The sequence below is a fragment of the Alteromonas sp. 5NW40-0090 genome (genome assembly GCF_057552975.1).
Genome location: NZ_BAAJLT010000015.1, coordinates 25,759 through 52,443, shown reverse-complemented (window position 1 = coordinate 52,443; position 26,685 = coordinate 25,759). Strand labels below are relative to the sequence as shown.

The 26,685-nt window shown below is 41.9% G+C and carries 15 protein-coding genes; 9 read left to right on the top strand and 6 right to left on the bottom strand.

Translation table 11 applies throughout. From position 1 onward, the window contains the following. Window positions 1-93: 93 nt before the first annotated feature. From AC27KT_RS17690 to AC27KT_RS17680, 3 genes are all read left to right on the top strand, one after another. Window positions 94-1,515, top strand: coding sequence for a cellulase family glycosylhydrolase (locus AC27KT_RS17690; protein WP_456252760.1), 1,422 nt, complete (start codon window positions 94-96; stop codon window positions 1,513-1,515). A 323-nt stretch (window positions 1,516-1,838) separates the two neighbouring features. Then, complete coding sequence (gene gapS1, locus AC27KT_RS17685) at window positions 1,839-3,467, top strand: GapS1 family protein (protein WP_456252761.1); 1,629 nt, start codon at window positions 1,839-1,841, stop codon at window positions 3,465-3,467. Between the two features lie 270 nt (window positions 3,468-3,737). Then, the gene (locus AC27KT_RS17680; RefSeq protein ID WP_456252762.1) at window positions 3,738-5,468 is read left to right on the top strand and encodes a DUF262 domain-containing protein; all 1,731 of its coding nucleotides are present in this window, start codon (window positions 3,738-3,740) and stop codon (window positions 5,466-5,468) included. Between the two features lie 383 nt (window positions 5,469-5,851). On the opposite strand, the gene AC27KT_RS17675 is transcribed toward AC27KT_RS17680, so the two are convergent. The 4 genes from AC27KT_RS17675 to AC27KT_RS17660 all read right to left on the bottom strand — a co-directional run bounded on the left by AC27KT_RS17675 (window position 5,852) and on the right by AC27KT_RS17660 (window position 15,590). After that, a complete protein-coding gene (locus tag AC27KT_RS17675) occupies window positions 5,852-7,111 on the bottom strand; it encodes a glycoside hydrolase family 88 protein (protein ID WP_456252763.1) in 1,260 nt (419 codons plus the stop codon). A 159-nt stretch (window positions 7,112-7,270) separates the two neighbouring features. Beyond that, entirely contained in the window at window positions 7,271-10,318 is a 3,048-nt protein-coding gene (locus AC27KT_RS17670) for a sulfatase (protein WP_456252764.1), read from the bottom strand. A 15-nt stretch (window positions 10,319-10,333) separates the two neighbouring features. Next, window positions 10,334-12,691, bottom strand: a complete 2,358-nt coding sequence (locus AC27KT_RS17665; protein ID WP_456252765.1) for an alpha-L-rhamnosidase-related protein — start codon at window positions 12,689-12,691, stop codon at window positions 10,334-10,336. Window positions 12,692-12,746: 55 nt separating this feature from the next. Beyond that, entirely contained in the window at window positions 12,747-15,590 is a 2,844-nt protein-coding gene (locus AC27KT_RS17660; protein WP_487132158.1) for an alpha-L-rhamnosidase, read from the bottom strand. 272 nt (window positions 15,591-15,862) lie between these two features. Between AC27KT_RS17660 and AC27KT_RS17655 the strand changes: the two genes are divergently transcribed. From AC27KT_RS17655 to AC27KT_RS17640, 4 genes are all read left to right on the top strand, one after another. Then, entirely contained in the window at window positions 15,863-16,378 is a 516-nt protein-coding gene (locus tag AC27KT_RS17655; protein ID WP_456252767.1) for a sigma-70 family RNA polymerase sigma factor, read from the top strand. Continuing rightward, window positions 16,375-18,015: a LamG-like jellyroll fold domain-containing protein gene (locus AC27KT_RS17650; RefSeq protein WP_487132156.1), complete on the top strand. Its 1,641-nt coding sequence runs from the start codon at window positions 16,375-16,377 to the stop codon at window positions 18,013-18,015. Before AC27KT_RS17655 ends, AC27KT_RS17650 begins: the two co-directional genes overlap by 4 nt. A gap of 171 nt (window positions 18,016-18,186) precedes the next feature. Beyond that, entirely contained in the window at window positions 18,187-18,747 is a 561-nt protein-coding gene (locus tag AC27KT_RS17645) for a gluconate 2-dehydrogenase subunit 3 family protein (RefSeq protein WP_487132154.1), read from the top strand. Next, the gene (locus AC27KT_RS17640) at window positions 18,744-20,462 is read left to right on the top strand and encodes a GMC oxidoreductase (RefSeq protein WP_487132152.1); all 1,719 of its coding nucleotides are present in this window, start codon (window positions 18,744-18,746) and stop codon (window positions 20,460-20,462) included. Before AC27KT_RS17645 ends, AC27KT_RS17640 begins: the two co-directional genes overlap by 4 nt. 56 nt (window positions 20,463-20,518) lie before the next feature. Here the strand turns inward: AC27KT_RS17640 and AC27KT_RS17635 are convergent, their stop codons facing one another. Both AC27KT_RS17635 and AC27KT_RS17630 read right to left on the bottom strand, forming a co-directional pair. Then, window positions 20,519-21,799, bottom strand: coding sequence for a BNR-4 repeat-containing protein (locus tag AC27KT_RS17635; protein ID WP_487132150.1), 1,281 nt, complete (start codon window positions 21,797-21,799; stop codon window positions 20,519-20,521). 353 nt (window positions 21,800-22,152) lie between these two features. After that, complete coding sequence (locus AC27KT_RS17630) at window positions 22,153-23,661, bottom strand: sulfatase-like hydrolase/transferase (RefSeq protein ID WP_487132148.1); 1,509 nt, start codon at window positions 23,659-23,661, stop codon at window positions 22,153-22,155. Window positions 23,662-24,137: 476 nt separating this feature from the next. On the opposite strand from AC27KT_RS17630, the gene AC27KT_RS17625 reads away from it, so the two are divergent. Together AC27KT_RS17625 and AC27KT_RS17620 are read left to right on the top strand one after the other, a co-directional pair. Then, the gene (locus AC27KT_RS17625) at window positions 24,138-25,319 is read left to right on the top strand and encodes a glycoside hydrolase family 88/105 protein (protein ID WP_487132146.1); all 1,182 of its coding nucleotides are present in this window, start codon (window positions 24,138-24,140) and stop codon (window positions 25,317-25,319) included. Between the two features lie 36 nt (window positions 25,320-25,355). After that, window positions 25,356-26,615, top strand: coding sequence for a right-handed parallel beta-helix repeat-containing protein (locus AC27KT_RS17620; protein ID WP_487132144.1), 1,260 nt, complete (start codon window positions 25,356-25,358; stop codon window positions 26,613-26,615). Window positions 26,616-26,685 lie beyond the last annotated feature (70 nt).

The window sequence follows — 26,685 nt, the reverse complement described above, 5'->3', positions numbered from 1 at the left end:
TTCATTACAGATACTATCGCTCACATGGAAAACAACCCATTCATTTGCGCTCTGCCGTTGTGAAACTAATAGGAACAACAAGAGGTTTTTTAGATGACACAATCACTATTGAGAACACTGCTAATTACTTTGCTGCTTCCACTTTTTGCAAATAACGTGGTACTTGCACAAGACATTAAGCATGGCCTTCGCGATGAAGCAGGTCGGCATATGATTCCGCGCGGCTTTGTAGTAAACACTAACGATGCGGGTGGAGATGTTAACTTTTCACAAGAAGATTATGTGCGCATGGTGCGAATGGGCGCCAATGTACAAGTTGTTAGGTTAGAACTAGGTAAATTGAGTACATTCGGCAATTCAAAGTTGCAACCAGAATACTTGGCCCGTTTAAAACGTGCTGTTCGCCTTGGAAGAGAAGCCGGTATTAAAACCGTGTTTAAGTTAACGGTATACGGCGCCAAAGGTTTTTCATGGCCAGATTTATACTTCAACCAAAATAATGCTCAAGAAAAGTACATTAGCGCATGGCGACATATTTGGGATGCGTTTAAAGACAACGATGCAGTTATCGGCTACGACTTGGTAAACGAGCCGAGAAAAAAAGAGCTAACACAGTCTTATGATGAGCTAACTAGCGATTATTTAATTCCGCTCTACGAAAAAATCATCGATGCCGCACTGCCCTACAGCGACGAAAAGTTGTTCTTAATTCAAACTATTTTTATGAACAAAGGTGAAGCAATAAACAAAAATCAATACGCGGAAATTAAGAAAAGGGTAAACCGCAAAAACATCGTTTTCGCACCACACATTTACCAAGAGTATATTGACTACATCGCACCGACTATGGAACGGTTTGATAAAGAAGCGGACTTACTTCAAGCGCCAATTTTAGTAGGCGAATGGGGCTTTCCCACGCTACTTACTACCGACAAATCAGTAGAGGAACAGTTGCACTATATAAAGTTTTATATTCGTACTGCAGAAATTTTTGACCAAATGGGTGTCGGTTCAATTAAAGCTTGGTTTCTAGGCAACCGTAGCTACCAAAATTTCTTGCCAGGCGGTGAATCGACTTGGGCTATTTTCTCTGATAAACAAGCCGACGGAACTGTAGAGCGAAAATATATCACCGATATTATCGCCCGCCCCTATCCGCAATATATTGCTGGCGATATTAAAAACTTTATGTTTCATTTCGCTACCCGCACGCTAAACCTCAATATAAAAACAAATAATAGCAAAGGTGCATCAAGAATTTTTGTGGGCGCAGATCGCCACTACCCTGATGGATTCTCCGTTCACATCGGCGAGGATTTAATTCTTACGCACAGTCCGATTAAAACTGGTTTTCGTGTGTATTCATCTAAAGCCAATACGAAACCCAGCGACTTTATTTGGGATGCTGATAGACAGCAGCTGGTTGTACTCGCATGGCCCGCAAACGATGAGATAGTGAATGTAAGGATAGAGCCAGGGGTTTACAGAGAGCCAGATCCGGCGGCAAAGAATTAATTAAGGTAGTTCATTGGTTATTTTTGCAGTCTGGGGCGGGAAGGTTGCACTTCAGCTAACAGATAGCTATGAGCGTAAGGTGGATCTTCTTTGGTTGAGACAAAGAGGTCCGCTTCAGATAAACAACGGACATTCAATGTTGTGATTTTCTACTTCTGATATTGGTCAAAACGAAAATGCTACAGCTAAAAGATAACGAGGAGGATCGCTACTATTGAAAATAGTTTCATACCTTTCAATTTTTGCACTTCATCTTTATGCTAGTTGCATCATTATTACGGATGAGATGTAGCGAATTTTAGTAAGGAGTTAGAGACAGGCGAATGAAAACTTTTGAAGAAGCAGCAATGCCTATCAGATCAAGAATCTGCAAATTCAATACTATTTCTTTATTTGGCGAGTTGATTTCATACTTACAACAAACACCTAATATGAAAAAAGCAGGTGAAATCTCAGCTCCTTGGGTTGTTCTATTAGCTATCGACTGGGTCTTAGAACTTCATCCTAAATCAGGTAAACAGACCGCTTCACAGAAAGATGTACAATATATCTTGAATGGAATTTGGCGCACGCAACATATTGCAGTAGGGGTTGATACATCACCGCTTTCCGTTCAAATAAGGGCTTTGCTAGCACCTCAAGTCATATTCCAGAAGAATAGTCGAGACTTAGCCTACTCTTTTTTGAGAATTAAAAAAATAATAGACGCAGACCCTTCAAACAGAAAAAAATTCAGAAATGCATTTAAGAAGAGGTATGAACTCGAACTTGAAGAGTTTTATGAGTTAGCTTTTTTATTGTGTATTTATTGCATGACCGAAAAGACCAAATTTTTTGATTTTTCAACTTTAGCCAGCAACTTTACGCCACATTATAGTTTGGAATGCATTTCTAAAGTTATCAATATATTATCAAAAACAATAACAGAGTTTGTTGATGAAGCATCAAGTGAACCAGATAGAGTTGTTGCTGATAACGAATACTTTAAGGAGTCTGTATTTCTTAACTCACCTTTTCTATTAACCGATAAAGGATTATTGGTTATTCACCCTACTATGGTAATGATAGGGATTTCTGAGTCGTTAGTTCGTTGTTTTATTAGAGAAAACTCAAATAATAGAAATATATTCACAAGATGTTTTGAAGAGTATATAGATCAAATTCATAAAGAACTTTCTGTATCGGCAATTCGAGAAGACGGATTGAGAGAGTTTTATGCAAAAAGTGGTAACAGTGACAGGTTAGTCGTAGATTTCCTTGTTCAAGAAACAGGAGCTACTATTTTTATTGACGCTAAAGGAGTTGATCCAACAAACCCTGTTCTTTCAGCGACCTCCAGATATCGAATTTCAAGAAGAATAAACGATCAACATTTAAAGGCTATAAGGCAAATCATTGATACGGTCGATGTTCTATCATCTAACGGTTTCGAAAATATCGAATGTATCGATGATAGGTATGGACTTGTAGTTACACATCAGGAGTTTTTCTTAGGAACAGGGGAAAGGATATTAAGTTTTTTACCTGAAAAGCTAAGCACTGAATTAGAGACTTTAGCTAAAGACCTTATTTCTTTTCGCAACATCCATTTTTTGACTATCGAGCAATACGAAAAGCTACTTTGTGTAACCAATGAAAGTGAACGTTCTATAGCTGAATTTTTGAAGTATGTGAGTAACTGCGAGTCTGATAGTAAAACGATGAAAATGATGATGGAACAATATGTTGAGTCATTCTGCATCGAGGTTTGTGGATTAAATTTACCTAACGGGTGCTCTTCAATATTAGCTGAGAAGGAAACTATGTTCGAAAGTTCACTAACAGTATTAAACCACAATAGCGATTACTGGAGAATGATTGGTAGAAAAGGTAGAGATAATGGAATCATGCATTTTCTTAAATGCAGAAAAAACCTTATTGAAAATACGTATTTAAAGAAGGTTATGGCGTAATTTGGTTGCTATTCTGGATAGAATTTTCAAGCTAAAATCAAAATCTCGACAAGTCCGCTGCTCGTTCAAAGTTGAAACTAGAATACTAAGTCGTGAAGGTCCGCATCACGTATTCTTCTGCCGTTCAATTACAAATATTTGAACGGCAGCTTTTGGTTTAAAAGCGGACATATGCCTCGAATTTTGATACGTTGGATGTTAGACGACTTAAACGGGTAAGCTTTTTAGCCGCTCCACAATACGCCCCCGAATTATGTTTAAGGGAATTATATGAATTTTCAAGCTGAGCCAGTGACAATAAATGCGCTATTGTCAGTTAGTAAACAATATTTTATCCCTAGATACCAAAGAGAGTTTTCTTGGACAAAAGAAAACATTGATGAGCTATGGTCTGATTTGATTAATTCTATAATCAAAACTGAATCAGGCTATGAATGTGAAGAATACTTTATCGGAACGTTAGTCTTGGCTGGCCCCGATGACAGCTTCGAGATAGAAATTGTAGACGGACAACAAAGGTTAACCGTAATCACTATGTTAATCTCTGCTTTGTGTAGAGCACTGAATAGCATAGGTGTAGTTCGAGCTGCGCAATCTACATTTGAAACTTACATAAAAGGCTCAGACCGAAGAGGAAACGAGTTTGCAAAGCTAGACAAGCGATCTTCTACGAACTACTTTCAGTTGTTAGTCCAAGACCTAGAGCCACATCGATGTTCACCCCAATCTGAAGAAGATACCCTCGTTAAAAATGCCTTTGAGCAAATTGCTAAACTTGTAGGTAAGCCCTCTTTAAAAAAACTATTTGGTTTAACTGGCAAGGTTAGTAACGAGAAATATATAGAAATCCTTAACTTACTTTTAGATTTAATTGTTGACCACTTGAAAGTTATTCGAGTAAATGTGCTGAATAGCGATGACGCCTACACTATTTTTGAAATACTCAACGCTCGCGGAATAAATCTGAGCCCAGTAGACCTTATAAAAAATAAAGTATTGCAAGAATGGGGGACAACATACCCAATTGATTTTGCAAAAGATAGGTGGAATGGAATTGTAAGCACCTTATCTTCGAGAGAAATTTCGGTAGGGTTAGAAGAGTACACAATTCATCATTGGACGACAAAATTTGCTTATACTAGTAAGCGAAATTTATATAAGGCGTTCAAGAAGCAGTGGGATGGGGGTAACTTAATAGCTGAGGATTATCTGCAAGAACTGCATGATGACTGCCTGAGTTATATAAAAATAGTTTCTCCATTATCGACTGATTGGCCGCAAGCTGATCAAAGGGATATTTTCAATTCACTAAGCGCTTTAAGAGTGTTTAACGTAAGCATCATGCGGTCATTTCTATTGTCACTGTTTAAGGCACGCAAAAGAGGTATACTAAAACAAGCTAAGTTCATTGATACTCTGAAAAAAATTGAAAATTTCCACTTCATGTTTAATTCAATTTGTAGCTTGAGACCATCTGGTATAGAAGGAACATATGCCAAGTCAGCACGAAAACTATCAAACACAGTAGATAGCCGAGAAGCCAGAGAAACGATTGATGAACTTTTAACCACCTTAAGTCAGAAGAAACCGACTCAAGAAAACTTCATAGATAAATTTAGTAAATTACAGTTTGTTAACGGGAACACCTCCCATAAAAAGCTGATTCAATATATATTTATTAAATTTGAGCGGTCATTGAGGAACAGTAATGAGTTTGAACCAAGTGATTTATCAATAGAACATATTTTGAGCCAATCTACATCTAACATAGATAAAGAAATAATAGGCTCTATAGGTAACTTACTGCCGCTGGGTCAAAGTTTGAATGGTCAAGCAAATGTCAGTGACTTTTCTATTAAAAAGCAAATTTATCAGAATTCTGATTATCGAATTGTGGAGGAATTCTTAGCATCAGAAACACAAGATAATTGGACACCAGAAAATATAATTACTCGCACAAATACACTCGCTCTTCGCGCGTATACCGATGTTTGGAATTAGCCCCTAAACTAATGACGCTTCAAAGTGTGCTTCCGATGGTCTTGAGCTTTTGTCTCTGTAAAGTGATTAAGTTGTAGCAACTGGCATATTGGCTGAATTGCATTGGTATAAGTCTGAACGCCTGTGTATTTAATGGGCAAGCTCTATCTGGCTATATTATTTCCGATATTCGCTCATAGATGCCATTAAATTCTGAATGAGCCAACGGCCGCTGTACGTACATTGCTGCCATTTAAATGCTAGCGCGTGAACGGCAGCTACTTTCACCTAATGAACACCCGGCTTTGATAGAGCTTTTTCAATCACTACTGATTAAATTAAGTAGGGCTCGTACAACCCGCGCTAACGCACGGGCTTGGTGGCATTAATTAAAGCTCGTAATGCTACATTGCCTTACAGCGATTCAAAGCTTGCAGGTAATAATAATCACCGTAATTTAACGCCGAGTTTAACTCATCATTTGCAGGAAAATTACCTGTTGCCTGTTTTAACAAGAAGTGGCCGTTTTCACCTATATCAGCCAAATAAGCAGGTGAAGATAATGTCCGTAACATTTTCATAGCAGCATCGTAATAACGCTCTGACTCGGCCCCTTCAACAAACGTTGATAACTCTAGTAACGCACTTGCAACCAACGAAGCAGCAGACGAATCTCGGTATAGCGTTGTCCCCTCGTGTTTTGGTGCATCGTAATCAAAATAAGGCACTAGGTCGTCTGGCATATTCTGGTGGTTAAGAATATAGTTTGCGATACCTTGAGCATGCGCTAAGAACTTTTCATCTTGAGTAAATCGATACGACATGGTGTAGCCATATAGCCCCCAACCTTGTCCCCGTGACCATGAAGAATCGTCAGCAATGCCTTGGAAGGTTTGTTTCCAGTTAGGTTTACCGGTATCTCTATTGTAATTGACTAAGTGGAACGAACTGTAATCGTCACGGAAGTGATGCTCCATAGTGACGGTTGCATGACTGATGGCAGCATTGCGGTAAACTGGGTCACCGGTTATTTCTGATGCGCGGTACAGCAGTTCCAAATTCATCATATTGTCGATAATGACTGGGAACTCCCATGTTCCCCAACTCCAAGAATAGGTTACACCAATTTTGGGGTTGTAACGTTCCATTAATGTTTTTGCCGCGTTCACAATAACAGTTTCGTACTCTTTGTTATCTGTTAAGCGAAGGCCATTTCCGAAACTGTCATAGATGATAAATCCAATATCATGGGTTTTACGATTAAACTGATTTTTCTCTAGTGCAATAGTCCACTCGTTTGCCGTATCTAACCAACTTTGATTTTGATTATGTTCATATAAATTCCAGAAACTGCCAGCAACAAACCCGGTCGTCCACCCTAACATTGGCTCTAACCTTGGTTTTCCTTGGCTATATGACCTAGGCACCTTTTTAGGGTCAGTATATGCTTTTCTAAACCCGTCATACTGAATAGTGGCATGATCTAACGCTGCATCGCAAAATTTAGCGTTGTTTTCCGGCCAATCAATCTTTTTAGAATAAGTAACTGTGTTGGGCACTTTTTCTTTAACTGCCGGTGCGCTGGCTTGCTCATCTGTTGCGCTGCAAGCTGATAAAATGCAAGCAGCTAGAATAGAGAAGATCGCTTGTTGTTTTTTGTTCATCCTATACATACCGTTAGTAACTAATCTATCTTTGCAGAATAAACAAAAACCCATCCAATTTCACCATTAACAATCACATTTAATCAAATTAAATCTTTTCGTTACAGCTTAGTTTAGCCAAGTCTCGCTCAAACATTGTTTTTATGCAGTTCGTAATTTTTATATTTCTTCCGATACCCACCGCACCTCATACTTCTGCACGGAAAATGAGGGTATTGACGCTTTGATTGAAACGGTCGATGCTTCGCCGCTTTCTTTTGTCGTTCCCTGTATCCAGTCATTCCATTTTAAAGAGGTGAGATTTCCATACTTCGCTCGCTGTTCGCGAAAAATATTTTGCCCCGTTTCGTTTAAAGCATCGCGCACAGATGCGGTAGGATGAGCATCGGCTTTACGCCATCCGCCTTCACTTTCCATAAGCATGGCTTTAGGAAAATCATTTAAGAACTGCTGCTCAATATTAGTTTCGCCATCAATTTGCGCCACGCGGTACTGGAACCTCGTGCCAGCGGGCTTATCGACGTGAACACGGAGCTGAAGTAATTCAGGCATTAGAGTATCCATGTTTTCGTTGTTAAAATTGAAGACAAGTACGTCAATTCCTTCATCTGATTCTCTTTTAGTAAATATTCCGTTTACCGTGTTTCCAAAAGGCGTTTTAGAGACGCTCGAGGTATTTTCATATAGCGTGTTTCCCACCATTGAAAACAGTGCCAACTGTGTCATTGCCTCGGGACTGTATGACCCTTCTTGAACATTTCCCCACTGAAAAACTTCTTTAATGTTGTGGGTTAACATCATTTTAGCGAGCATGGCAAAAAACGCTGAATTGTGCGAAGTCGCGACACTAACAAACCCTGCACGCTTCATTTTCACAATGAATTTATACTCATGAATTTCAAAGCTAGCGGCTGGGTTATAATCCGGGTGGCCTACGATAGGTGCGATTTGGCTAGCATAAACCTTATCCATATCCATTTCATGAGGGTGGGTTATGTGTGGATAGTAGGAAATTGCTAGGAAATCATAGGGCACATTATTTTCTTTGGCCCAGGTGACGAAATGCGGTGCATAAGCCTTTTCTGTGTTACCTGTGTAATCAACATATTGGCTTTCATGAGAGGCTTCTCTGAAGTGAGCCCCTACTTTTACACTCGGAAGAACAGATTTAATTGCTGCTACTGTATTGCGGTAATGTTCAAAAAACTCTTCACGAGTAGCCGCCCAGTGCTGCGGTCGGGTATCTATTTCAGACCCTACTCTGAATCGCCAGTTAAGCACTCTTTCTTTGCCATAACGTTCAACCAGTTTAGTTATAAAAGCGCGTATATAACTATTCCATGCTGTCGCATCGTTCGGCGGTAGCCCGTTTCCATACACCCCCACTTTATCTTTCAATAAGTAGTGTTCTCCATCAGGCTCTTTAACAAATTTATAACCACGCTGAAACGCCCAAGGGGGATTGTCTAGTACAATCTGAAATATATCCCAGTCACCATCTAACCAACTATCGAGCTTGGCGAATGCTGCCTCAAAGTTATAGGTATATTTTTCGCCATCCCATAAATAGGTATCGCCCGATAAATCTTGGTTAAACCAGCCACCTAACATTCTGACTGTATTCACCTTTGGCTTGCGGCCAAACGTTGCTGGTTTTGAATTTGGGCTCCCCCTTTCCGTTCTCACAGCAACGTCGAAAAAATCATACACTTCGCCTATTTGTGAAAGATTATCCGTGAAATCCGCAGCCAACGTTACTGGTATATTCGTATTATTAACGTTTCGCTTTTGATAAAACGATGGCGCATTGAGAGGAAACTTTGCCTGCAGTAGTTCACGTAGCTTTGCTTCTATTTTTTGCAACGCTGGCTTTCCAGATTCATTGACCCTTGCAACATCAGATGCGGTGTGATCATATAGTTCAGTAAACTTTATCTCCTGTGTCGCGGCATCTCGCCACTGTGTATATCGCCATTGTCCGTCTGTAACTGTAACACCCATTATCTTGCCTCGATTAAAGAGGCTATAGGCGGCAGGCTTGAATGAATGGTTGGGGTTGTCTACAACAGACAGTATACTTTCCCCGTCCACTTCAGGCATAGTAAGACCTGCAGCTTCGGAGAGTGTCGGAAAAATATCGATATTTTCCACCAAGGCATCAGAGGTTTTATTCGCTACTCGCGTAGTATGAGAAAATTCTCGACTAATAATCAGAGGCACCCGAGTATCCAGCTCCATGTTGGTATGCTTGTTCCACGCACCATACTCACCAAGCTTGTAACCATGGTCGCTCATCAACACAACCATGGTATTTTCTCGCAGGTCCATTTCTTCTAGAGCCTGCATTACTCTGCCCACTTGGGCGTCCATATAACTAACCGATGCGTAATATCCGTGTATGAGCTTTTTGGTCAGTTCATCATCAACATTACCTTCTTTAGGGATGCCACCGTACATACGAAGTTCCCCCCAGTTCGTAAGTGCAAGGCGGTACATGTTTTCAGGCTTATTTCGGCTTGGCACAGCAAATTCGTTGCTATTATACAAGTCCCAGTAACGCTTCGGAGCGTTAAAAGGAAGGTGAGGCTTACTAAGGCCAACGAACATCAAAAACTTATCGTCTTTTAACCCTTTCAATGTATCTATGGCATCACTGGCCACTTTACCGTCTTTGTAAAAGTCGTCATCTACCTCGCCCGCTTCATACGCAAATCGCTTCTCTTTATTGCCGTCAATGGCGTAAAAGTTATCGAGCTTTTTGATATGAGTAGACCAGTTTTCTGCATCATCTGTTGTACTGTGGTAAACCTTCCCAATACTAACGGTCTTATACCCATTAGCCTTAAACAGCTGCGGCATCGACATAACATTAGGCTGATTAGGTCGAAGTCGTCCATCTTGTCTAATGGTATACAGCCCTGTCGTTTCAGGACGCAAACCTGTCATAATACTCACACGTGAAGGGCCACAAATAGCTTGTTGCGCATAGGCGTGGGTAAACTTCACGCCCTCGTTGGCCAACTGATCGATGTTGGGAGTGCGCACCTGAGCTTGATCATAAATGCCCAAGTCAGGCCGAAGATCGTCGACGAGAAATACTAGGATGTTTGGGGATTTATCAGATTGACTTGCATAAGTCATTGCGCTGAAAAGCATACCTAAAGGCACGAGCGTAAGCGCAACTATGTATTTAAATAATAATTTCATTTCAACCTCTTAAACTCAATTTGCGATTATTTTCCAAGTGCCTGGGACAACCTCAAAATTGATGTATTTCGATGTCTCTGAAACAAACTTCACGCCCCTGATAGTGCTTTTAGCTTGTCCGTTTTGCCACGCAATTTTGCCATTAACTGAAATTTTACTGATATCAAAGAATTCTTTTGGTACACCAACTAAAGCCTTAGTACCACTTGGAGAATGAAGTTGGACAATAACTGAGTCTGACGTGCGTGAAATTGTGTAGTCAATATTACCTCGCACACTGGGCACACGTTGTTCAATCCGTTTCATGTGTGCCATGTTGGGTAAAACTTGATATGTTTCCCAAGCCACAGAGGCAGGCGCTATGCCAGCAATGTATTTACTCAATACCGTGCTAGGTGCGTTCCAGGCATGATTTTCCGTACCACCGCCATTCATGTATTCGGTCAGCGTAGATCTCACCGGATTTGCCACCTGCTTGCCATAACGCTCTTTCATTCTTGACAGTGCTTCATCGTAACGCCCAGCCATTGCCATAGCGTTATAAACCATCCATTCAAAGTGCGGACTGGCAAAGTGGTTTGGTATTAATACATTGTCAACTATCGCGTCGTATTGTGACTCGTCGGCTAATCCGAACAAGATAGCAACGGCATTTGCGCGATCATCCTTAAACTGCGCAGGAGCACTGCTGTAAAAACCATCCTGCCAAAAAGTAGTTTTAAATGCCTTTTTTAACGCTTTGATGCGGCTATCATAAAAACTTAGGTGGGTATCGTCACCCAGTGACATTGCCATCTTTCGCGCTGATACCAGTGCACTGTAATAAAGCGCATTCTGAATAACGTCATAATCTATGGTGTCTTGTGGGCCCCAATCAGTCCATTTCCAAGCGCCACTTCTAAACGTAGCAAGGCCATTCTCGCGGGTGCCCCACAGCGTGAGGTATTTGTGCACATAAGGATAGGCGAACTCAAGCGTTTCAATATCGCCGGTGTTGTAATAATAGTGCCAAATACCTTGTTCGATGAATTGTAGGCTCTGTGCTGGCAACTCTCTGAATCGGCCAGGCCCCAAGCCTGCAAAAATACCGGTTTCGCTATCGCTAAAGGCAAGTGTTACCTTAATCGCTTTTTTGAGTAGGTCCCGTCCAGGCTTATCCATTGAGTAAAACAGATAGCTTGCTTGGTCAGCGACATCGCCAATCCACAAACCGCGTTCTCGGTCTGGCGTATCCATAAAATTATCGCGGGCACATATATACAACGTATTCTCGGCCATCTGCCAAATACGTGTAAACCAGCTGTCGTCCGCTTCAAAATGTCCGGGCGTTGAACCAACCCCAGTCCAACGATATTTTAAACCATATACAGTGGTACCTTTCGGAAAAGTGTATTCTATCGTACGTGCGTTAAACCATGAGTATGACTCAAACTGCTGCCTACCTGCTTTTGTAGTGTACTCGGTCTCAATGGTGTTGAGTCGCATGTTGGAATCAATGTGTACCTTTAGGCCTTGCTCTGCCTCAATATCAAAATAAGGCGTAACATTCTTATTAAAATCAAGCACACATTTAATGGTTTCGCCGTTACTTACGAAAGGAAATTTGCTGGCTGGATAATTGTCGCAATAGGCCAATCCATAATTGTTGAGGATCGGGATTTCACTTGGAAAAAGCGCATTAAAAGGTTCTCGTGGCGGGCGATGCAGGCTTTTTGCTTGTGGCCATGATGTATCATCGTATTGTGGCTTATACCAAGCACCATCCGTCCAGTCTCCCATGCTATTTCTGGCATCGTAGTCAATGTTCCATGCTGCGACGCGATAGGGCGATTGCTTGGTCACTTTAGTCTTGTAGGCTGAATGTGGAATTACTTTCCATGAGTCGTTAGACAAAATTTGGGTATTGCCAACATCAGCCTGAAAAATAAAGCCTCCCTTATTGGACGAAATATGCGTGCCCTTTTGACCATTGTCGCCGTAATACCAAACTAAAGCAGCAATAGTGTTAGTGCCTGCAGTCAGATATTGGCTAATATCAACTTGGTCGTAATATTTATTCGATGCAATTGGAAAAAAGTCAGTGCGCGGCGCAGGTGTTACCGGAGATGGTCCTCCTGTATAACTTCCCTCAAAAACTACAAGCTCTCCATTTATCCACAACCAGTATTTCGTATCAGCACTTATATAAGCGATACTGTCTTGCGGCTTTTCGTCCAAGCTGATTTGTTTACGAAATGCCATCCAGCTATTTGGATCGGTAAATCGTTCTTTTGCCCAAATCCATTCTGCCGTCCACTCAACAGCAAGTGCAGGAAGAGGTAAAAGTGGACCAAATAGCACGAAGCTTGCGATTATCATTTGTCTTATTCGCATATTTTACTATCCATTTAAGCTTTTAAAGAAGTGAAATTTTATAACCTAAAACACATTACTCTGGCATCTTAATGATGCCAGAGACCTCATAAGAACCGGGCTCAAGCCATAAGTCCGTATCTGCCAAAGATTCACCATTATGAATCAGGTTTAATCTAGAAATAGAGGGTAGTTTTAATTCAGCACGGGTGTTTTTCGGTACTGTTATGGTCATTAATAATTGGTTAGCAGTAACAGACCAAGCCATGTTAATGTCGCCATAAATCGTTGGCACTGTACCTTGCACGTTATTTAATCTGGTAGTGAACTGCGGGTTAATTTGAAAGGTTTTAAAGCCTGGCTCCAGTGACTGAATTCCAAGTATGCCAGTGTAGAACCACTCAGCTACCGCACCATAAGCGTAATGGTTAAGTGAATTCATATTTGCTTTGTTGAAACCGTCTTCAAGAGAGTATGAGTTCCAGCGCTCCCAAGTCATCGTTGCGCCATTGTTAATTGAATAAAACCACGACGGATAGGTTTCCTGCAGCAAAATGTCATACATTAGTTCACTATGACCATACTTCTGTAGCACCTGATGAAGCATTGGCGTGCCCAAGAATCCGGTACGTAGATGCCGCTCGCTTTTTTCTAACAAGGCTAATAGCTTCTGAACTGCTGTTGCTTGTTCATCCTCTGAAAACAATCCAAACGCCAGCGGTAGCAAATAGCTTGTTTGAGTAGTTTTGAGGTTGAGCTTTATAATTTTTGGCGACTTCAGGCGCTTCCCTTTTTCCCGCATAATTTGCTTGGTCGTTGAATTCACGACATTAAGAAAATCATCGAAGAAGAAGGTTCTGAATTTTTGCTTAATGTTATTGAACAGGCGTCGATATTGATTTGCGTCAGATTCATAGCCTAATAATTGCGCAGTTTGGGCCAAAATGTCGACTGAGCGTGCGTAATAGGCAGTAGCAATCAAATCAGGGTGCGTATCGCCTGAAGCTCGCTCGTTTTCTGTAAACGGCTGTAACCAATCGCCGTAGGTACCAATATTGGAAATATAGTCGAAGCTATTGAATTCAATGTATTTTACCCACCGCTTCATCATCGCGTAATTTTCAGCTAGAACAGCAATGTCCCCCGTATGTTGATACAACTCCCACGGAACAATGGTTGCTGCATCTCCCCAGGCAGCCGCTGTTCCCTCAGTTAGAAACGGGCGAAAAGGTACAAATTGGGGAATCATTCCATCAATGCCCTGCTCTTCTCGCATGCTCTCTAGCCATGATGACCAAAATGCATAAACGTCTGCTTTGTACATGGATGTACGCACAAAAACTTGGGCATCACCTGTCCAGCCTAAGCGTTCATCACGCTGCGGACAGTCAGTTGGAATATCAAGAAAATTACCCCGTAACCCCCACGATACATTGTTCGACAACGTATTGAGTTTGCTGTGATTGGTGGAAAAGTTGTCATATACATCAAAGTCAGAATGCAGCACCTTTCCTGTTACCCAATCCAGCGTTGGCGTTGCGGTTTTGTCATAACCCGACACTTCGACGTAACGGTAGCCATGAAAGGTAAATGTTGGTTGATAGGTAATTAAGCCGTCAGATTTAGGAATGTACCAATCGGTACTTTTGGCCGAGCGTAAATTTTTAACATAAAACTCTTCTCCATGCAGTGCTTCAGAAAAGCGAATTTTTACTGTTTGGCCCTTTTTCACCGGTAGCGATACTTCGGGCACGCCTACCATATTTTGGCCCATATCAAAGATGGCTACATCATCTTTAATACTCACAATTGTGATTGCTGGAATTGTTTTTGTTACCCTTACTGGGGCATGGCGCTTCGGCTGAAGCTTAATCGCAGGTTCATGTGGCTCGGAGTAAACACGCTTCCAGCCCTCACTATCAAATTCTGGAGTATTCCAACCAGGCATTTCGAAATTGGCATCATAACGCTCGCCATCATAATTCCCCGCAGTGCGAATAGGGCCTTGGTCCGTTGATAGCCAGCTATCATCCGTTACGACACGCGATGTGGTACCGTCTTCAAAGGTGACCTCAAGCTGCGCAATAAGGCGCAATGGTGTTACATAATCCTGTTTTGTAGGATGGAATATACGACCTTGCCACCCCTCTGCCAATGCAGCACCAATTGCATTAGCGCCTTTTTGTAATAGATTAGTTACATCGTAAGTCAGCGTCTCGATGCGTTTATGATATGGGGTCCAACCCGGAGTCATAACATCTTCACTCACAGCTTGGCCATTGATGAATGGCTTAAAAACGCCCTTTGCTGTGATATAAAGACGAGCCCGCTTAATCGGCTTATTAAGCTCAAAGTTTTTGCGTAAATACTGTGGCGGGTAATATTGGTTGCCTGGTTGCTCAATAGCGTTGGGACTAAGTTCTTCGGTACGCTTATCGGTGTCTGGATGCCCTATCCACTTAGCTTGCCAATCTTCATTTCTTAATAAACCCGTTTCCAGTGTCTGCGTTTCACTCCATTGTGAGCTATTGCTCGCTGCATCCCACGTTCTAACTCGCCAAAATGTGCGTTGCCTCGATTCCAAAGTGAGGCCTTCAGGCCTTATCCACGCGCTTTCAGATGAGACTACTCTTCCGCTATCCCAAATAATCTGCTCAGGGTCGAATGAAACGTGAGTGGCAACTTGAAGTTGGTAGCTATGTTGAGCTAACTGAGGAGACTCAGCATCAACCTGCCAACTAAAACGTGGCACGATCTCGTAGTGGCCGATGGGATTTACCATCCCTTCTCCCACCGTAAGTCCAATGGGAGGAGCTATTAATGATGACTTATTGTCATTGATGGAGACAGGCTCTACTTGCTCGCAGGCAACAACGAAAATAGCAAGTAAGCAGAAAAATGAGTAACGATAATATGACATTGATTGGCTCAAATCAGACTTTATGTAGTTAGAAAAGGCACCGAATTGTGAGATTGATACCCTTAGAATTTAAATTCAATCAAATATAGTCAAACAATGTCTTAAATGTTAAATTTGCGTAAATTGGCACGTGATTACGCATTAGTTTTTTGTTTATTGATAACGCTGCTGACATGAGTATTGAACTGTCGCGATGAATTTGATGTTCACGTCGTAAAAGAGAGGATATGGTGTTTCAAAGCATGCCATCGATACATTCTAATAGAGGTTGTTTGAATACAACCTCTGACACATTTGCAGCTTTGTTTGAAGAGGAGAAACGGCGGTTATATGCCTACATCTATGCTTTCGTTTTAGATAAAGCAGCCGCAGATGATATTTTTCAGGAGACAAGCGTCATCTTGTGGAAAGAGTTCGACACCTTTGAACAGGGAACGAGTTTTAGAAAGTGGTCAAATGCCATTGTGTTTAACTGTGTAAGAACGTACCGAAGACAACACAAAAAACTCGTCTCAGGTTTGAGTGATGAGTTGCTAGAGCAGCTATCAGCAGTAGCTTCCCATCAAGATAATACAGATCAAAAATGGTGCATGCTGCAACAATGCGTGTCCCAACTATCTGCTTCCGCACACCAATTATATTATGGCTTTTTTATAGAAAACCTGAGTGCACAGGCACTTGCAGACAAAACTGGGCGATCGATTTTTGGCATTCGTAAATCTATCCACCTGCTTCGCCGCAAACTCTTCGACTGTGTCGATAAAGTAAGAGCGGAACACGACAATTGAATCGCTCAGAGAGATTTAGTGAAGTTCGCGCCATAGCAGATGATATTTGCGCAGGCACTATCACACCGGTCCAACTGCAAAAACTTGAAGCACTGTTATCTAATGATGAGCAGGCTCAACGGTTTTATATCGATTACGTCGAGTTTCATGTTCAGTTGAAGTCAGATGCTGTTCCAGATTTAGAAATTGTAAGACGAAAAACCTTCGTTGATGAAGTTATTGTGCGTCCCATGCACGTTTCAAATTTGCCTCTCCAAAGCCAGCCTCATGAAGCCATCTTTAAAAAGAGTACGGCGAGAAAAAACCGTAAATTTTATTTGCTGGGGCTCTTAACGGTGTTGTGCATGTTAATGGCACATCTAGTTACTCAAGACACAATACTCCCCAATGACCCTTTCATAGGAACCATAGTTAGCGGGGACCTGTTGATTGACGGAAATGGTAACGTTAAAAACAATCTCGTTTATCCTGGTGTATACAAAACCGAACGACCCGTCGAGCTTGAGTTGCGTTCTGGCGACAGCTTGAGGCTCTCTGCTAATTCACATTTCAAACTCTTCAATTTTACCGAAGTAGAGATGAAAAGCGGAGAGATTATCGTTATCTCACATTCGAGTAACAATGTTACTATTTCAACTGATGCCTTTGATATTGAGACGCATTCGGGCAAATTAACCGCCAATATAGAAAGTGATACAAGTACAGTCTCTACTGATACCAACGCTAGGATCATTCCAAAAGCATGGAGACCTAAACACTTTTGGAACTTCGATGATGCTGGTGACAGAGTGATGGACTTTGCAGGACACGCTGTCGGTATTACAGGTGATGGGGCTAAACGTATAAATGGGCTTGTCGGACGAGGCGCGTTTTATTTTGATAACGGTAAGGATGCAAGAATTAACGTTGGCAGTGGAGGCGGAAGTGTACCGGCGACTGGCTCTTTTTCCGTCATTGATGGTGTCACTGTAGAGGCGTTAATCAGGCCTCTTTATAACGGAAACGGCCCTGTTAGAGGACGATATGGGGAAATCGATGAAATTTTTCGCAAAGATCAGAGTGATAAAGATCACAGAATGCTGCTTAGCTTTCAAAACGATCGTAATAAATCAATACTGATGCCGTCCGGCAACTATGCAGAGTCGCTAAGCTTTGGTTTGTATATTTTAGGTCAAGGCTATCATGAGCTAAAGCTCCCTCTAGACGGCAAAAATGGAAGGCCTACGCTTCAGCAGTTAAAAGATGGTAATTTTCACCATGTAGCGGCGACGTATGATGTTAGAAGCGGCCTCAAAGCTATTTATATAGATGGTAAAGTGGGTGCGCTTTATCAATATCCACCTGGCTCCAAAGTTCTGAGCGGTGGAGCTGGATTAGCTAATATCGGAAACTCCCCCAACGCTCAAGGGCATGCCGCTGAAGCCTATGCGGGGACTATAGATGAAGTCGCTTTTTATGATTTTGCACTCACGCCTTTTATGGTAGCACTTCACTATAACAATGTCTTAAAGGGCCTTAACTATTATGGAAGCCAGCCATCCCCAGAAGCGTTACCGCTAAAAAGCTATATAGAGCTCGCCCCTGATAAAAAGTTTATATTAGACAACACCACAGGCTTACCCAGGGGTGATCTTTAAAAGCACGACAAATAGACGGCTTAAAAGCATCTGCCCCGATTTTAAGAAAATGACAAACCCAGCCATGTCAAATTTTTGTAAATGAATTTGACAAATAATGATTGATTTTGGTTTATTTTTATAAGTATTATCAAAGCATATTATACGACCAAATAATTGGAAAAGAATAACGTGGAAATTAACAGACGAATATTCTTAGGTTCCATGCTGTACGTGGTTTCAGCATCTGTTCTACCGTCGCAGCTAAGAAAGGCGCTTCAGCTTACTGTCTTTGAATCGGATGCAGTTTTTTTTAATGCTGAACAATTTACGTTGGTTTTCGATATTGCGGATATTATGATCCCCAGTACAGATACTCCAGGTTGTGTAGACTCTCACACCGCACAGGTACTTGATGAATTAATGATATCTTGGGCAGCACCTTCTACCCAGCAGCAATTCACTTTGTTCTTGTCAAAATTTTTACAACAAGCAAAATCGGCATTCAATGCAAACTACCTCTCACTTAGTAAAGAGAAGCGACAAGCCTTTATAGAGCAAATTGACGAAACCGCTTTCGAGACAGATAAAAGCGATTTTTCGGTTGCATATAAACGATTAAAAGCCCTCATTTTTCATGTTCACTACTCATCTGAAATCGCTAACCCCAATTTCTTTCTTGTACCTGGTGGCTATCGAGGGAGTCTTACACAGGATGAGCTTAACGTTATCTACGAGAGAAAATACTTATGAACAACGACTATGACGTTATTATTGTCGGTTCAGGCATTACGGGCGGCTGGGCAGCAAAGGAGTTTTGCGAGCGAGGGTTTAAAACACTGGTTATAGAGCGTGGTAGAAAAGTTGATCACCGCGGACCTGAGTACAAAGATTTTCAAGCACCTTGGGACTTACAAAACCGAGGAATGCCAGATGAGACTCTCGCTGAAAATGGTCACTATGCAACACTCAGAAAAAAAGGACACTTATATAAAACCGACGCGCTACACTTTTTTGTCGACGATAAGAAGCATCCTTACAGCTATCCTGAAGAAAAGCCATTTATGTGGACACGGGGATATCAACTCGGTGGTCGTTCATTAACATGGGGGCGGCAGGTATTGCGATGGAGCCCTATGGATTTTCAGGCTAATGCTAGAGATGGCCATGGAATTCCATGGCCTATTGGTTACGATGACTTGGCGCCATGGTATAGCTATGTTGAGAAGTTTATAGGGGTTTCGGCCAATAAAGACGGCTTAAAAACGTTACCCGATGGCGAGTTTCAGACACCATGGGAAATGAGTTATGCGGAACAATACATTTCCAATAATATTGCCAAAAAATATTCTGATAGACACCTCATTATTGGAAGAGCCGCAAATCTTACGTCGCCCACTGAAGAACAAATAGCATTGGGCAGAGGTAAATGCCTAGCGCGTTCGTATTGCCGTAGAGGCTGTAGCTTTGGCGCCTATTTTAGCACTCAGTCTGCCACGTTACCTGCTGCTCATAAAACAGGAAATCTAACTGTAGTTACAGACTCTATTGTTGAGCGAATTAATTACGACGACGACAACAAGAAAGTATCCGGTGTTTCTGTCATTGATGCAAATACGAAGGAACGAAGGCAATACAAGAGTCGCGTTGTTTTTATGTGTGCATCGGCATTGGGCACGGTACAAGTAATGCTAAACTCTACATCTAAAACATTCCCAAATGGAATTGCGAATAGCAGCGGTATGCTGGGTCACTACATTCTTGGTCATGTCACTGGCGTAGTCGCAAATGCTGATGTGCCCGTAGGTGAAGAGAAATATGCATTCGGCCGACGCCCTATTGCTACCTATATCCCGAACTATCGACATGAAAAACGAGAAGATGCGAACTTTGAAAGAGGATTCGGGTTTCAAACAACGGCTCAAAACCGAACTTTTTCACGACCCAATGCCAAAGAAAAAGGTATCGGTATTATTGCTAAGCAAGGCGTTGGTAAAGCAGGAACATGGCGTTTTAGAGCATTTATGTACGGTGAAGTGTTACCTTACTATGAGAATGTGGCCAGTCTCCATCCTACAAAAAAAGACGAATGGGGCATGCCATTACTCCATATCGATGCTGAAATAAAAGCCAACGAAAGAAAAATGATTAAGCAAGCGGCAAAAGACATTCGTGAAATACTAGAGGCGGGTGGTTGCACCAACATTGAGGTAAAGGCAACACCAGAAAATATGCATATCCCAATGGGTAAGCAAGTTCATGAAATGGGCGGTGCATGTATGGGGAGCAACCCAGAATCATCAGTCCTCAATGGCTGGGGGCAAGCACACGATGTACCTAATTTGTTTGTTACCGACGGCGCCTGTATGGCGTCTAGCGCTACGCAAAACCCATCGTTAACATATATGGCGATAACCGCAAGAGCTGCAGACTACGCGGCCAAGCTTATTAGAGACAATGTTATTTAAGGCTATTATGCTTCGTTAAAAATTGACCATGTAAGAAACAGTGAGGACTTGACGCCCTACTTATCGGTTTCGCTTTTTCCTAGCTCAAAATCATAAACGTAAATGGGACTAGGCTTACCATTTGACGCTGGGGCATGTTGCCAAATGATACTTGCAATACCTTGGCTCAGTAAGCTGAGATCCCATGTAATGTAACCGCCCTCGATTTTGCCAAACTTACTATCCACATTCGGCATTTCGACTTCATGCCACTCGGTAAAGTTGTCGGCTCTATCAGAATAGTAAATAGCGGCGTTTTCTCTTCCGGCAAAAGCAAACAGCCTGTCCCCTAAAAACGTCAACGTAACGTTTGAAGCGGTAAAGCCAGAGACACGTTTTTGCCAATTACCTAAGATATCACGTACATAGTGATGCACGCGAGCAGGGCCTTCTGAGGATGTGTTATGACTAAGTAAAAGGTGGTAGTCACCTGTTTTTGTGTCTATGACGGAGTTATGAGAAACATTAGATGGCCTTAGTGTTGTAGGCACATGGACAGCTTCTAACCCGGGTGTTTCAACAGACAAAACCTCTCCTTTTCGAGTATCAGCTACTAGATTACCCGCATTGTTGTACCAAGTGAGTCCCTCATCATCGCTGTAGGTATAGTAGATGCCGTGGTTGCAGTCGAAACCGTTAATCTTACCAGGGTTGCAATTGACAGGCCGCTCTCTAAATACCCAGCTAATATGCATACGACCATTAGCATCAAATTTGGGTCCGCCACCGGCTAAATACGGGCCTCGAGTTGAAGGTTCTTTGTTACCGTTTACATTTTGAGCATAGACACCCTCGCTTGACGATATATTGCGAATATACTGCCACTCACTATTCTTGGCATCATAAAGAGCAAGCTGCATTTCACCTTTTGCTGCCCCACCCTCCCGAAAATACATAAGTACATTACCGCTTTCTAACGAATAAAATTTTGGGTAAATAACGCGCTCTACCGCGTCGTTAGGAAAACCTAGATTACGCTGAAACTTAAAAACTTCATCATTCCAATCTATGGTTTCTGGGTGATCTGCGACTCCCGAAGCAGTGCGTGCGTAGTTGATGCGATCTAAGTTGTGATGATCAAAGGAAATATGAATGGCGCCGTCGCCTTTTGATATTTCGATGGCTTGGCGGTTATGTGCGTCATCAGAAGTCAGTCGATATACCGGCAAAGTGGCGTGTTGCCAGTCGTGCCCTGTTACTTTTCTACGTGCGACGACAACTTCAGCAAAAAGGTCACCGTAACCTCCCCTGTCTTTTGCTGTGTAATAAATCACATATTGATAACCTTTATAGGTCACTGCTTAAGCCCCCATAACACCCGCAAAGAGAGGCTTACCATTTTGCGCACGATCTGAGCCATCTGAAGTATGAGATTTATCAACCAAAAGACTACTCCCCAACAAAATTGGCGTCGAGTGGAGAGACAACGAAGCGACGGAGGCCTGCGTATCTTGACGTATTGAAGCTTCTTTATCATTCGCAAAAAAAGTGCAGCCAAATAGGTATGCAATTAAAAAAAGCTAAAAGCAGCTTATTTTTCATGTTTCTGTGTTCCATATTTTGTTCGCTTGGAAGACCGCTTGTCTATCGACTCCGTAAACCTGTTTAGTCAATATTTGACTGCTCAATTTCTTATGAGAAGCACCAAGCTTTAAGGCGTTTTAAAAGTCACTGGGGTAAAGCTCGTTGAAAGTGGGTCGTCCAAATCGAGCATTTTCTTTTTGATAGTGTCATCTAGCCTTTTCAACGTCATCTTTTCAGCAGCTGTCAATTCTCTCTCAAGCAGGTTGTGAGTCTCACGAGGATCGACAACTAAGTGATAAAACTCGTCTCGTTCTTTGTTTTTGAAATCTCGGACTAATTTGTATTGACCATCGCTGTACATTCTCATACCCGTGATTGACTGATGCAGCGTTGAATAAGCGGCAAAATAGTCAGTACTCACTACTAAATCTTCATCTTTTAACGCTTTGATTACACTTTGCCCTCTAATGACTGCTTCACTAGGTAAATCCAGTTTGGCGATATCCATAAGAGTAGGGAAGAAATCAAGATTTGATACGGTAGAGGCATTTTCTGTCCCTGCCGGCACCTTACCTGGCCAACGAACAATAAGAGGTACCTTAAGCACCGCATCATATAGATTTGGGCGCTGGCCTTTGGGTATGGTTTCAGTGCCTTTAGGTGGAGTGTTCAACAACCAAAAGCCATTGCCTTTATGCCAAATACCGTTCTGTCCAATAACGTATCCATGGTCAGACGTAAAAATGACGACAGTATTTTCAGATAGCCCCAACTCGTCTAGATGACCCAACAATCTTCCGACATTTCTATCTACACCTTTCACAGAAGCTAAGTAGCCGCGTAATAATTTCTTCGCTCTTTCTGTATTTAAATCCGGGTAATCAGGATGTATTAAATCTACATCTTTACTAATAGCATCTAAATCACTCTCTGAAACAGGCTCAAATGGATAGTGAGGTGCCCTATAGTGCAGTGATAAAGCAAACTTCCTGTGTTTATTCCTACTTAAAAAGTCCATGGCATGGTCAGTGAGAAGGTCCATGGTTAATCCCTTTTCATTCCTCGGGGCACCATTTACTAGAAGTTGAGGGTCTATGGGTGAAGTTCCGCCTCCTAGAAAGCCCGTAAACTCGTCGTAGCCGAAATTTTTAGGGTGATGTTCAGGTTGCTTTCCTAAATGCCACTTACCGATCAAACCATTGTAATAGCCGTTTTCTTGCAATCTTTTGGGCCAGGAATCCAGTTCTGCTGAAAGTCCTAAGTCTAATTGATGCCCTGTTAGGGTCTTACTTTTAAGGTGGTCATTTATCCAATCGTCAATACCCACTTCAAAGCCATAGCGCGAAGTGAGTAAGCCTGCTCGGGAAGGACTACAAACTGGCGTGGTGGTATAGGCATTTGGAAACGACATTCCCTGTTCTGCTAACGCATTTAGGTTAGGCGTAACGGCATTAGGGCTTTTGCCTCCAATAGCCCATGGTGCTTGGTCGTCTGTATAAATGAAAAGAATGTTCGGGCCTATACTTTCGCTTTCGTGCGTGATGTCCCTTACTGAAACAGTCTCACCACTTACATTCCCGCAACCGCTCCAAATCAGTATGCTTAACGCCAAAAGTCGCAATAAGTAAACCAGCATTTTCTTTTTCCCTTCCAAAATCAGCACTTATTGGTGATGCCTGCTTGAGAAAATCAAGAGCATTGAGCTGCTTTACGTTTTCCAAACTCTTAACAGATGGCAAGTACACATACTCGCATTTCAAACTCGCCAGATATGAGAAACAGTTCATAACCTAACAATGATTGAATTTGACCATTAAAGCTCCATTGCAATTTTTAAACAAATATTTTACATATCAAAAATTGTCAACAACGTCGTTAAAGGTCACGCATAAAAACCTTTAAAATCAATATTAAATTCATTTTCCACATAGATAATGTGTGATACTTAGAATACGAAATTGACGACAAATATAAGCACAATAAAGATCAAATGTGAATTAATATGATTGTATTAGTAATTCACTTCAATGTAACATTGAATACCTATCAGGCTCACAGTTAAGTCTCTCACTACCTATATTTCGTTAAATCAATTAACTTAAAGGATGCTCGATGGAAACCCACATACGCAAAATAAGTCGGTTCATCGGAATAAGAATGTGCTTGTTCGCTATTGCTTATATCCCACTAACTTCATTACAAGCTAAGGCCGTGTTGCCAACACAAGAGCACGTGATGGTACAAATGGAAAAAGTCGCAAATTGGCAAGTTGCGCGCACTCAACATATGACTCATGTCGGCCGATCTCGTGCTGGCTCTGAAGCGTATGGACGATGGATTCAAGGCGCCTTCTATAAGGGCCTCACTAAACTTGCCGAGCGATCAGATAACCCCTTTTACGAAACTTGGATTGGGTACGTGGGAAATGCACACAACTGGAAAATGGGTAAAGTTAAATACTTTGCCGATGACCATGTGATTGGACAAACCAACCTTTGGTATTATCGCAGACACAAAAACGAAGAAGCGCTTGCGCCAGTAAAAGATACGTTTGACTGGATCATTGAGAAAGCGCCAGACAACAGCCTTGAGTTCGTCGCAGGGAGAAATAAAGATAACGTACACAACTGCCAATGGAGATGGTGTTGGGCTGACGCCTTGTTTATGGGGCCGCCCGTACTATTCGAACTTTCTGCTATTACAGGCGATCCCAAATACGCTGATTACGCTCACAAAGAGTTCCAAGCAACCATCGCCTATCTGCAAGATCCGAAATCCAAATTACTTTTCCGAGATTCTCGTTATTTTGACAAACAGGGGAAGTTTGGTGAACAAATTTTCTGGTCTAGAGGAATGGGCTGGGTATACGCAGGCGTTGTACATGTTTTGGAAAACCTCCCTCGCGATCACCAATACCGTTCTTATTATGAATCGCTCTACGAAGAGCTCACATTAGCTATCGTAGAGCTGCAAAAACAAGATGGCGCTTGGCCTATGTCACTGCTGGCAGGAGAAAAGTATGCTGAGCCAGAAACCAGTGGAACGGCCTTTTTCACTTATGGAATTGCATGGGGAATTAATAACGGCTTACTAGATAAAAACACATATCTACCTAACGTAAAAAAAGGATGGAAGGTACTTTCTTCAGCCGTACATCCTGATGGAAAGTTTGGGTGGGTACAGGGAGTCAATGAAAAGCCCGATGTAGTAACAAAAGATGACTCTCAGCTCTTTGGCGTGGGTGCGTTTTTACTTGCGGGAAGTGCTATGTATGACCTTTTAGAAGCTCAATAGTGTTTATCTATTTTGGTGTAAAAACAGGAAATAAATGTGAAAAGAAATATAAAAACCTCGTTACGACTATTTACCGCTTGTGGCGCTATTATTTTTGCTGGTCAGGGTCTCGCAGCAGACTGCAGCAGTACCCCAGCAAATCCAAACGGTAAAGCATCTAAGCTGCAAAACGCGTTACAGCAAGCTACCAATACCGGCAAGCCACTTAGGTTGACTGGTACCTACTATATTGGTAGCGATAAAGATGCATCAGATGGGAAAACCATTCTCAAAGGTATAACTGTAACATTGCGGAAAGACTTAATAGTAGATGCCACGGGCGCTCGTTTTATCGCAAAGGCTGATTTAGATGGTGACTTGTTTAGCTTCGACACAAAGAATAATGACAACGTTTGTGGGAACAAAGGTCAACTTGCTGATTTTACATGGAAAGGCGGTGATTTCGATATGTCCCGCGCGAAAGTATCTACTGTTGTACCTATCACACGCTTAACTCCTGCGGGGAGAGAAGGTAAAGACAAAACTGCCGATGCACTTTCTATTCGAGGTGTCGTAAATACAACTAACTATCACAAACTAAACGAACTCGTTATCGAATACATAAATTTTCATGGTACTCGTAATAATAGTGACCCTTTCTACAAAGCAGGTGGTGACAGTGGTATTTTAATGACAGGCGCACTAAAAGCGACGATAAGGTATAACAATTTTTATGGGGTTCGCGACGCTGCAGTTTACTTATCTGCAGGCGGGGATAAGGGTCAGTTTGGCGACCACTTTACCATTCATGACAATTATGTAGAACGAGCATTTGATGGTTTTACTTCAAAAAGAGGAGCTGACAACATAGTTATGCGTAATAACGTACTGGAAGATGTTGTAGTTGGGCTCAGCACAAAAAGTGTTTATCCAGGCTGGCAAGCTACAAACGTGAAGATTTTAGATAACACTATCGATAACGCCATGCGCGCAATCAGCCTTGAAACCACGAACAATGTAAAGGTTGAAGACAACGAAATAAACAAACTGGGAAATGTGGTTGCAGGCCAAACTTCAACCAGCAAGGCTAATTTCAATGCTTACGGCGACACTTTTGAAGGCATTGCGCTTAATGGCGTTCAAGGAACAAATACTATAAGAAATAATAAAATCAGAGGCGTTACCGGTAGCTCGAGAGAAGGAACCACTACCACGTGGGGGATTGTTCATCGCAGCTATGAAGGCCGCGATACTAAAAACATTAATAAAACTAATAATAGATTTTCAAATTTAGACAAGTGGAGCAAGTACCTCTAACTGCTTTGACCCATTAAGCTATCGAAGGCACGGTGTTTTTAAAGCTGGCCTTCGTTGCTCTCATTTTACC

What these genes read in the sequence shown, in the direction of transcription:
- AC27KT_RS17640 (WP_487132152.1), top strand. Translation starts at nt 18,744, where the DNA reads ATGAACAACGACTATGACGTTATTATTGTCGGTTCAGGCATTACGGGC.
- AC27KT_RS17680 (WP_456252762.1), top strand. Translation starts at nt 3,738, where the DNA reads ATGAATTTTCAAGCTGAGCCAGTGACAATAAATGCGCTATTGTCAGTT.
- AC27KT_RS17630 (WP_487132148.1), bottom strand. Translation starts at nt 23,661, where the DNA reads ATGCTGGTTTACTTATTGCGACTTTTGGCGTTAAGCATACTGATTTGG.
- AC27KT_RS17670 (WP_456252764.1), bottom strand. Translation starts at nt 10,318, where the DNA reads ATGAAATTATTATTTAAATACATAGTTGCGCTTACGCTCGTGCCTTTA.
- AC27KT_RS17665 (WP_456252765.1), bottom strand. Translation starts at nt 12,691, where the DNA reads ATGCGAATAAGACAAATGATAATCGCAAGCTTCGTGCTATTTGGTCCA.
- AC27KT_RS17675 (WP_456252763.1), bottom strand. Translation starts at nt 7,111, where the DNA reads ATGAACAAAAAACAACAAGCGATCTTCTCTATTCTAGCTGCTTGCATT.
- gapS1 (WP_456252761.1), top strand. Translation starts at nt 1,839, where the DNA reads ATGAAAACTTTTGAAGAAGCAGCAATGCCTATCAGATCAAGAATCTGC.
- AC27KT_RS17625 (WP_487132146.1), top strand. Translation starts at nt 24,138, where the DNA reads ATGGAAACCCACATACGCAAAATAAGTCGGTTCATCGGAATAAGAATG.
- AC27KT_RS17660 (WP_487132158.1), bottom strand. Translation starts at nt 15,590, where the DNA reads ATGTCATATTATCGTTACTCATTTTTCTGCTTACTTGCTATTTTCGTT.
- AC27KT_RS17690 (WP_456252760.1), top strand. Translation starts at nt 94, where the DNA reads ATGACACAATCACTATTGAGAACACTGCTAATTACTTTGCTGCTTCCA.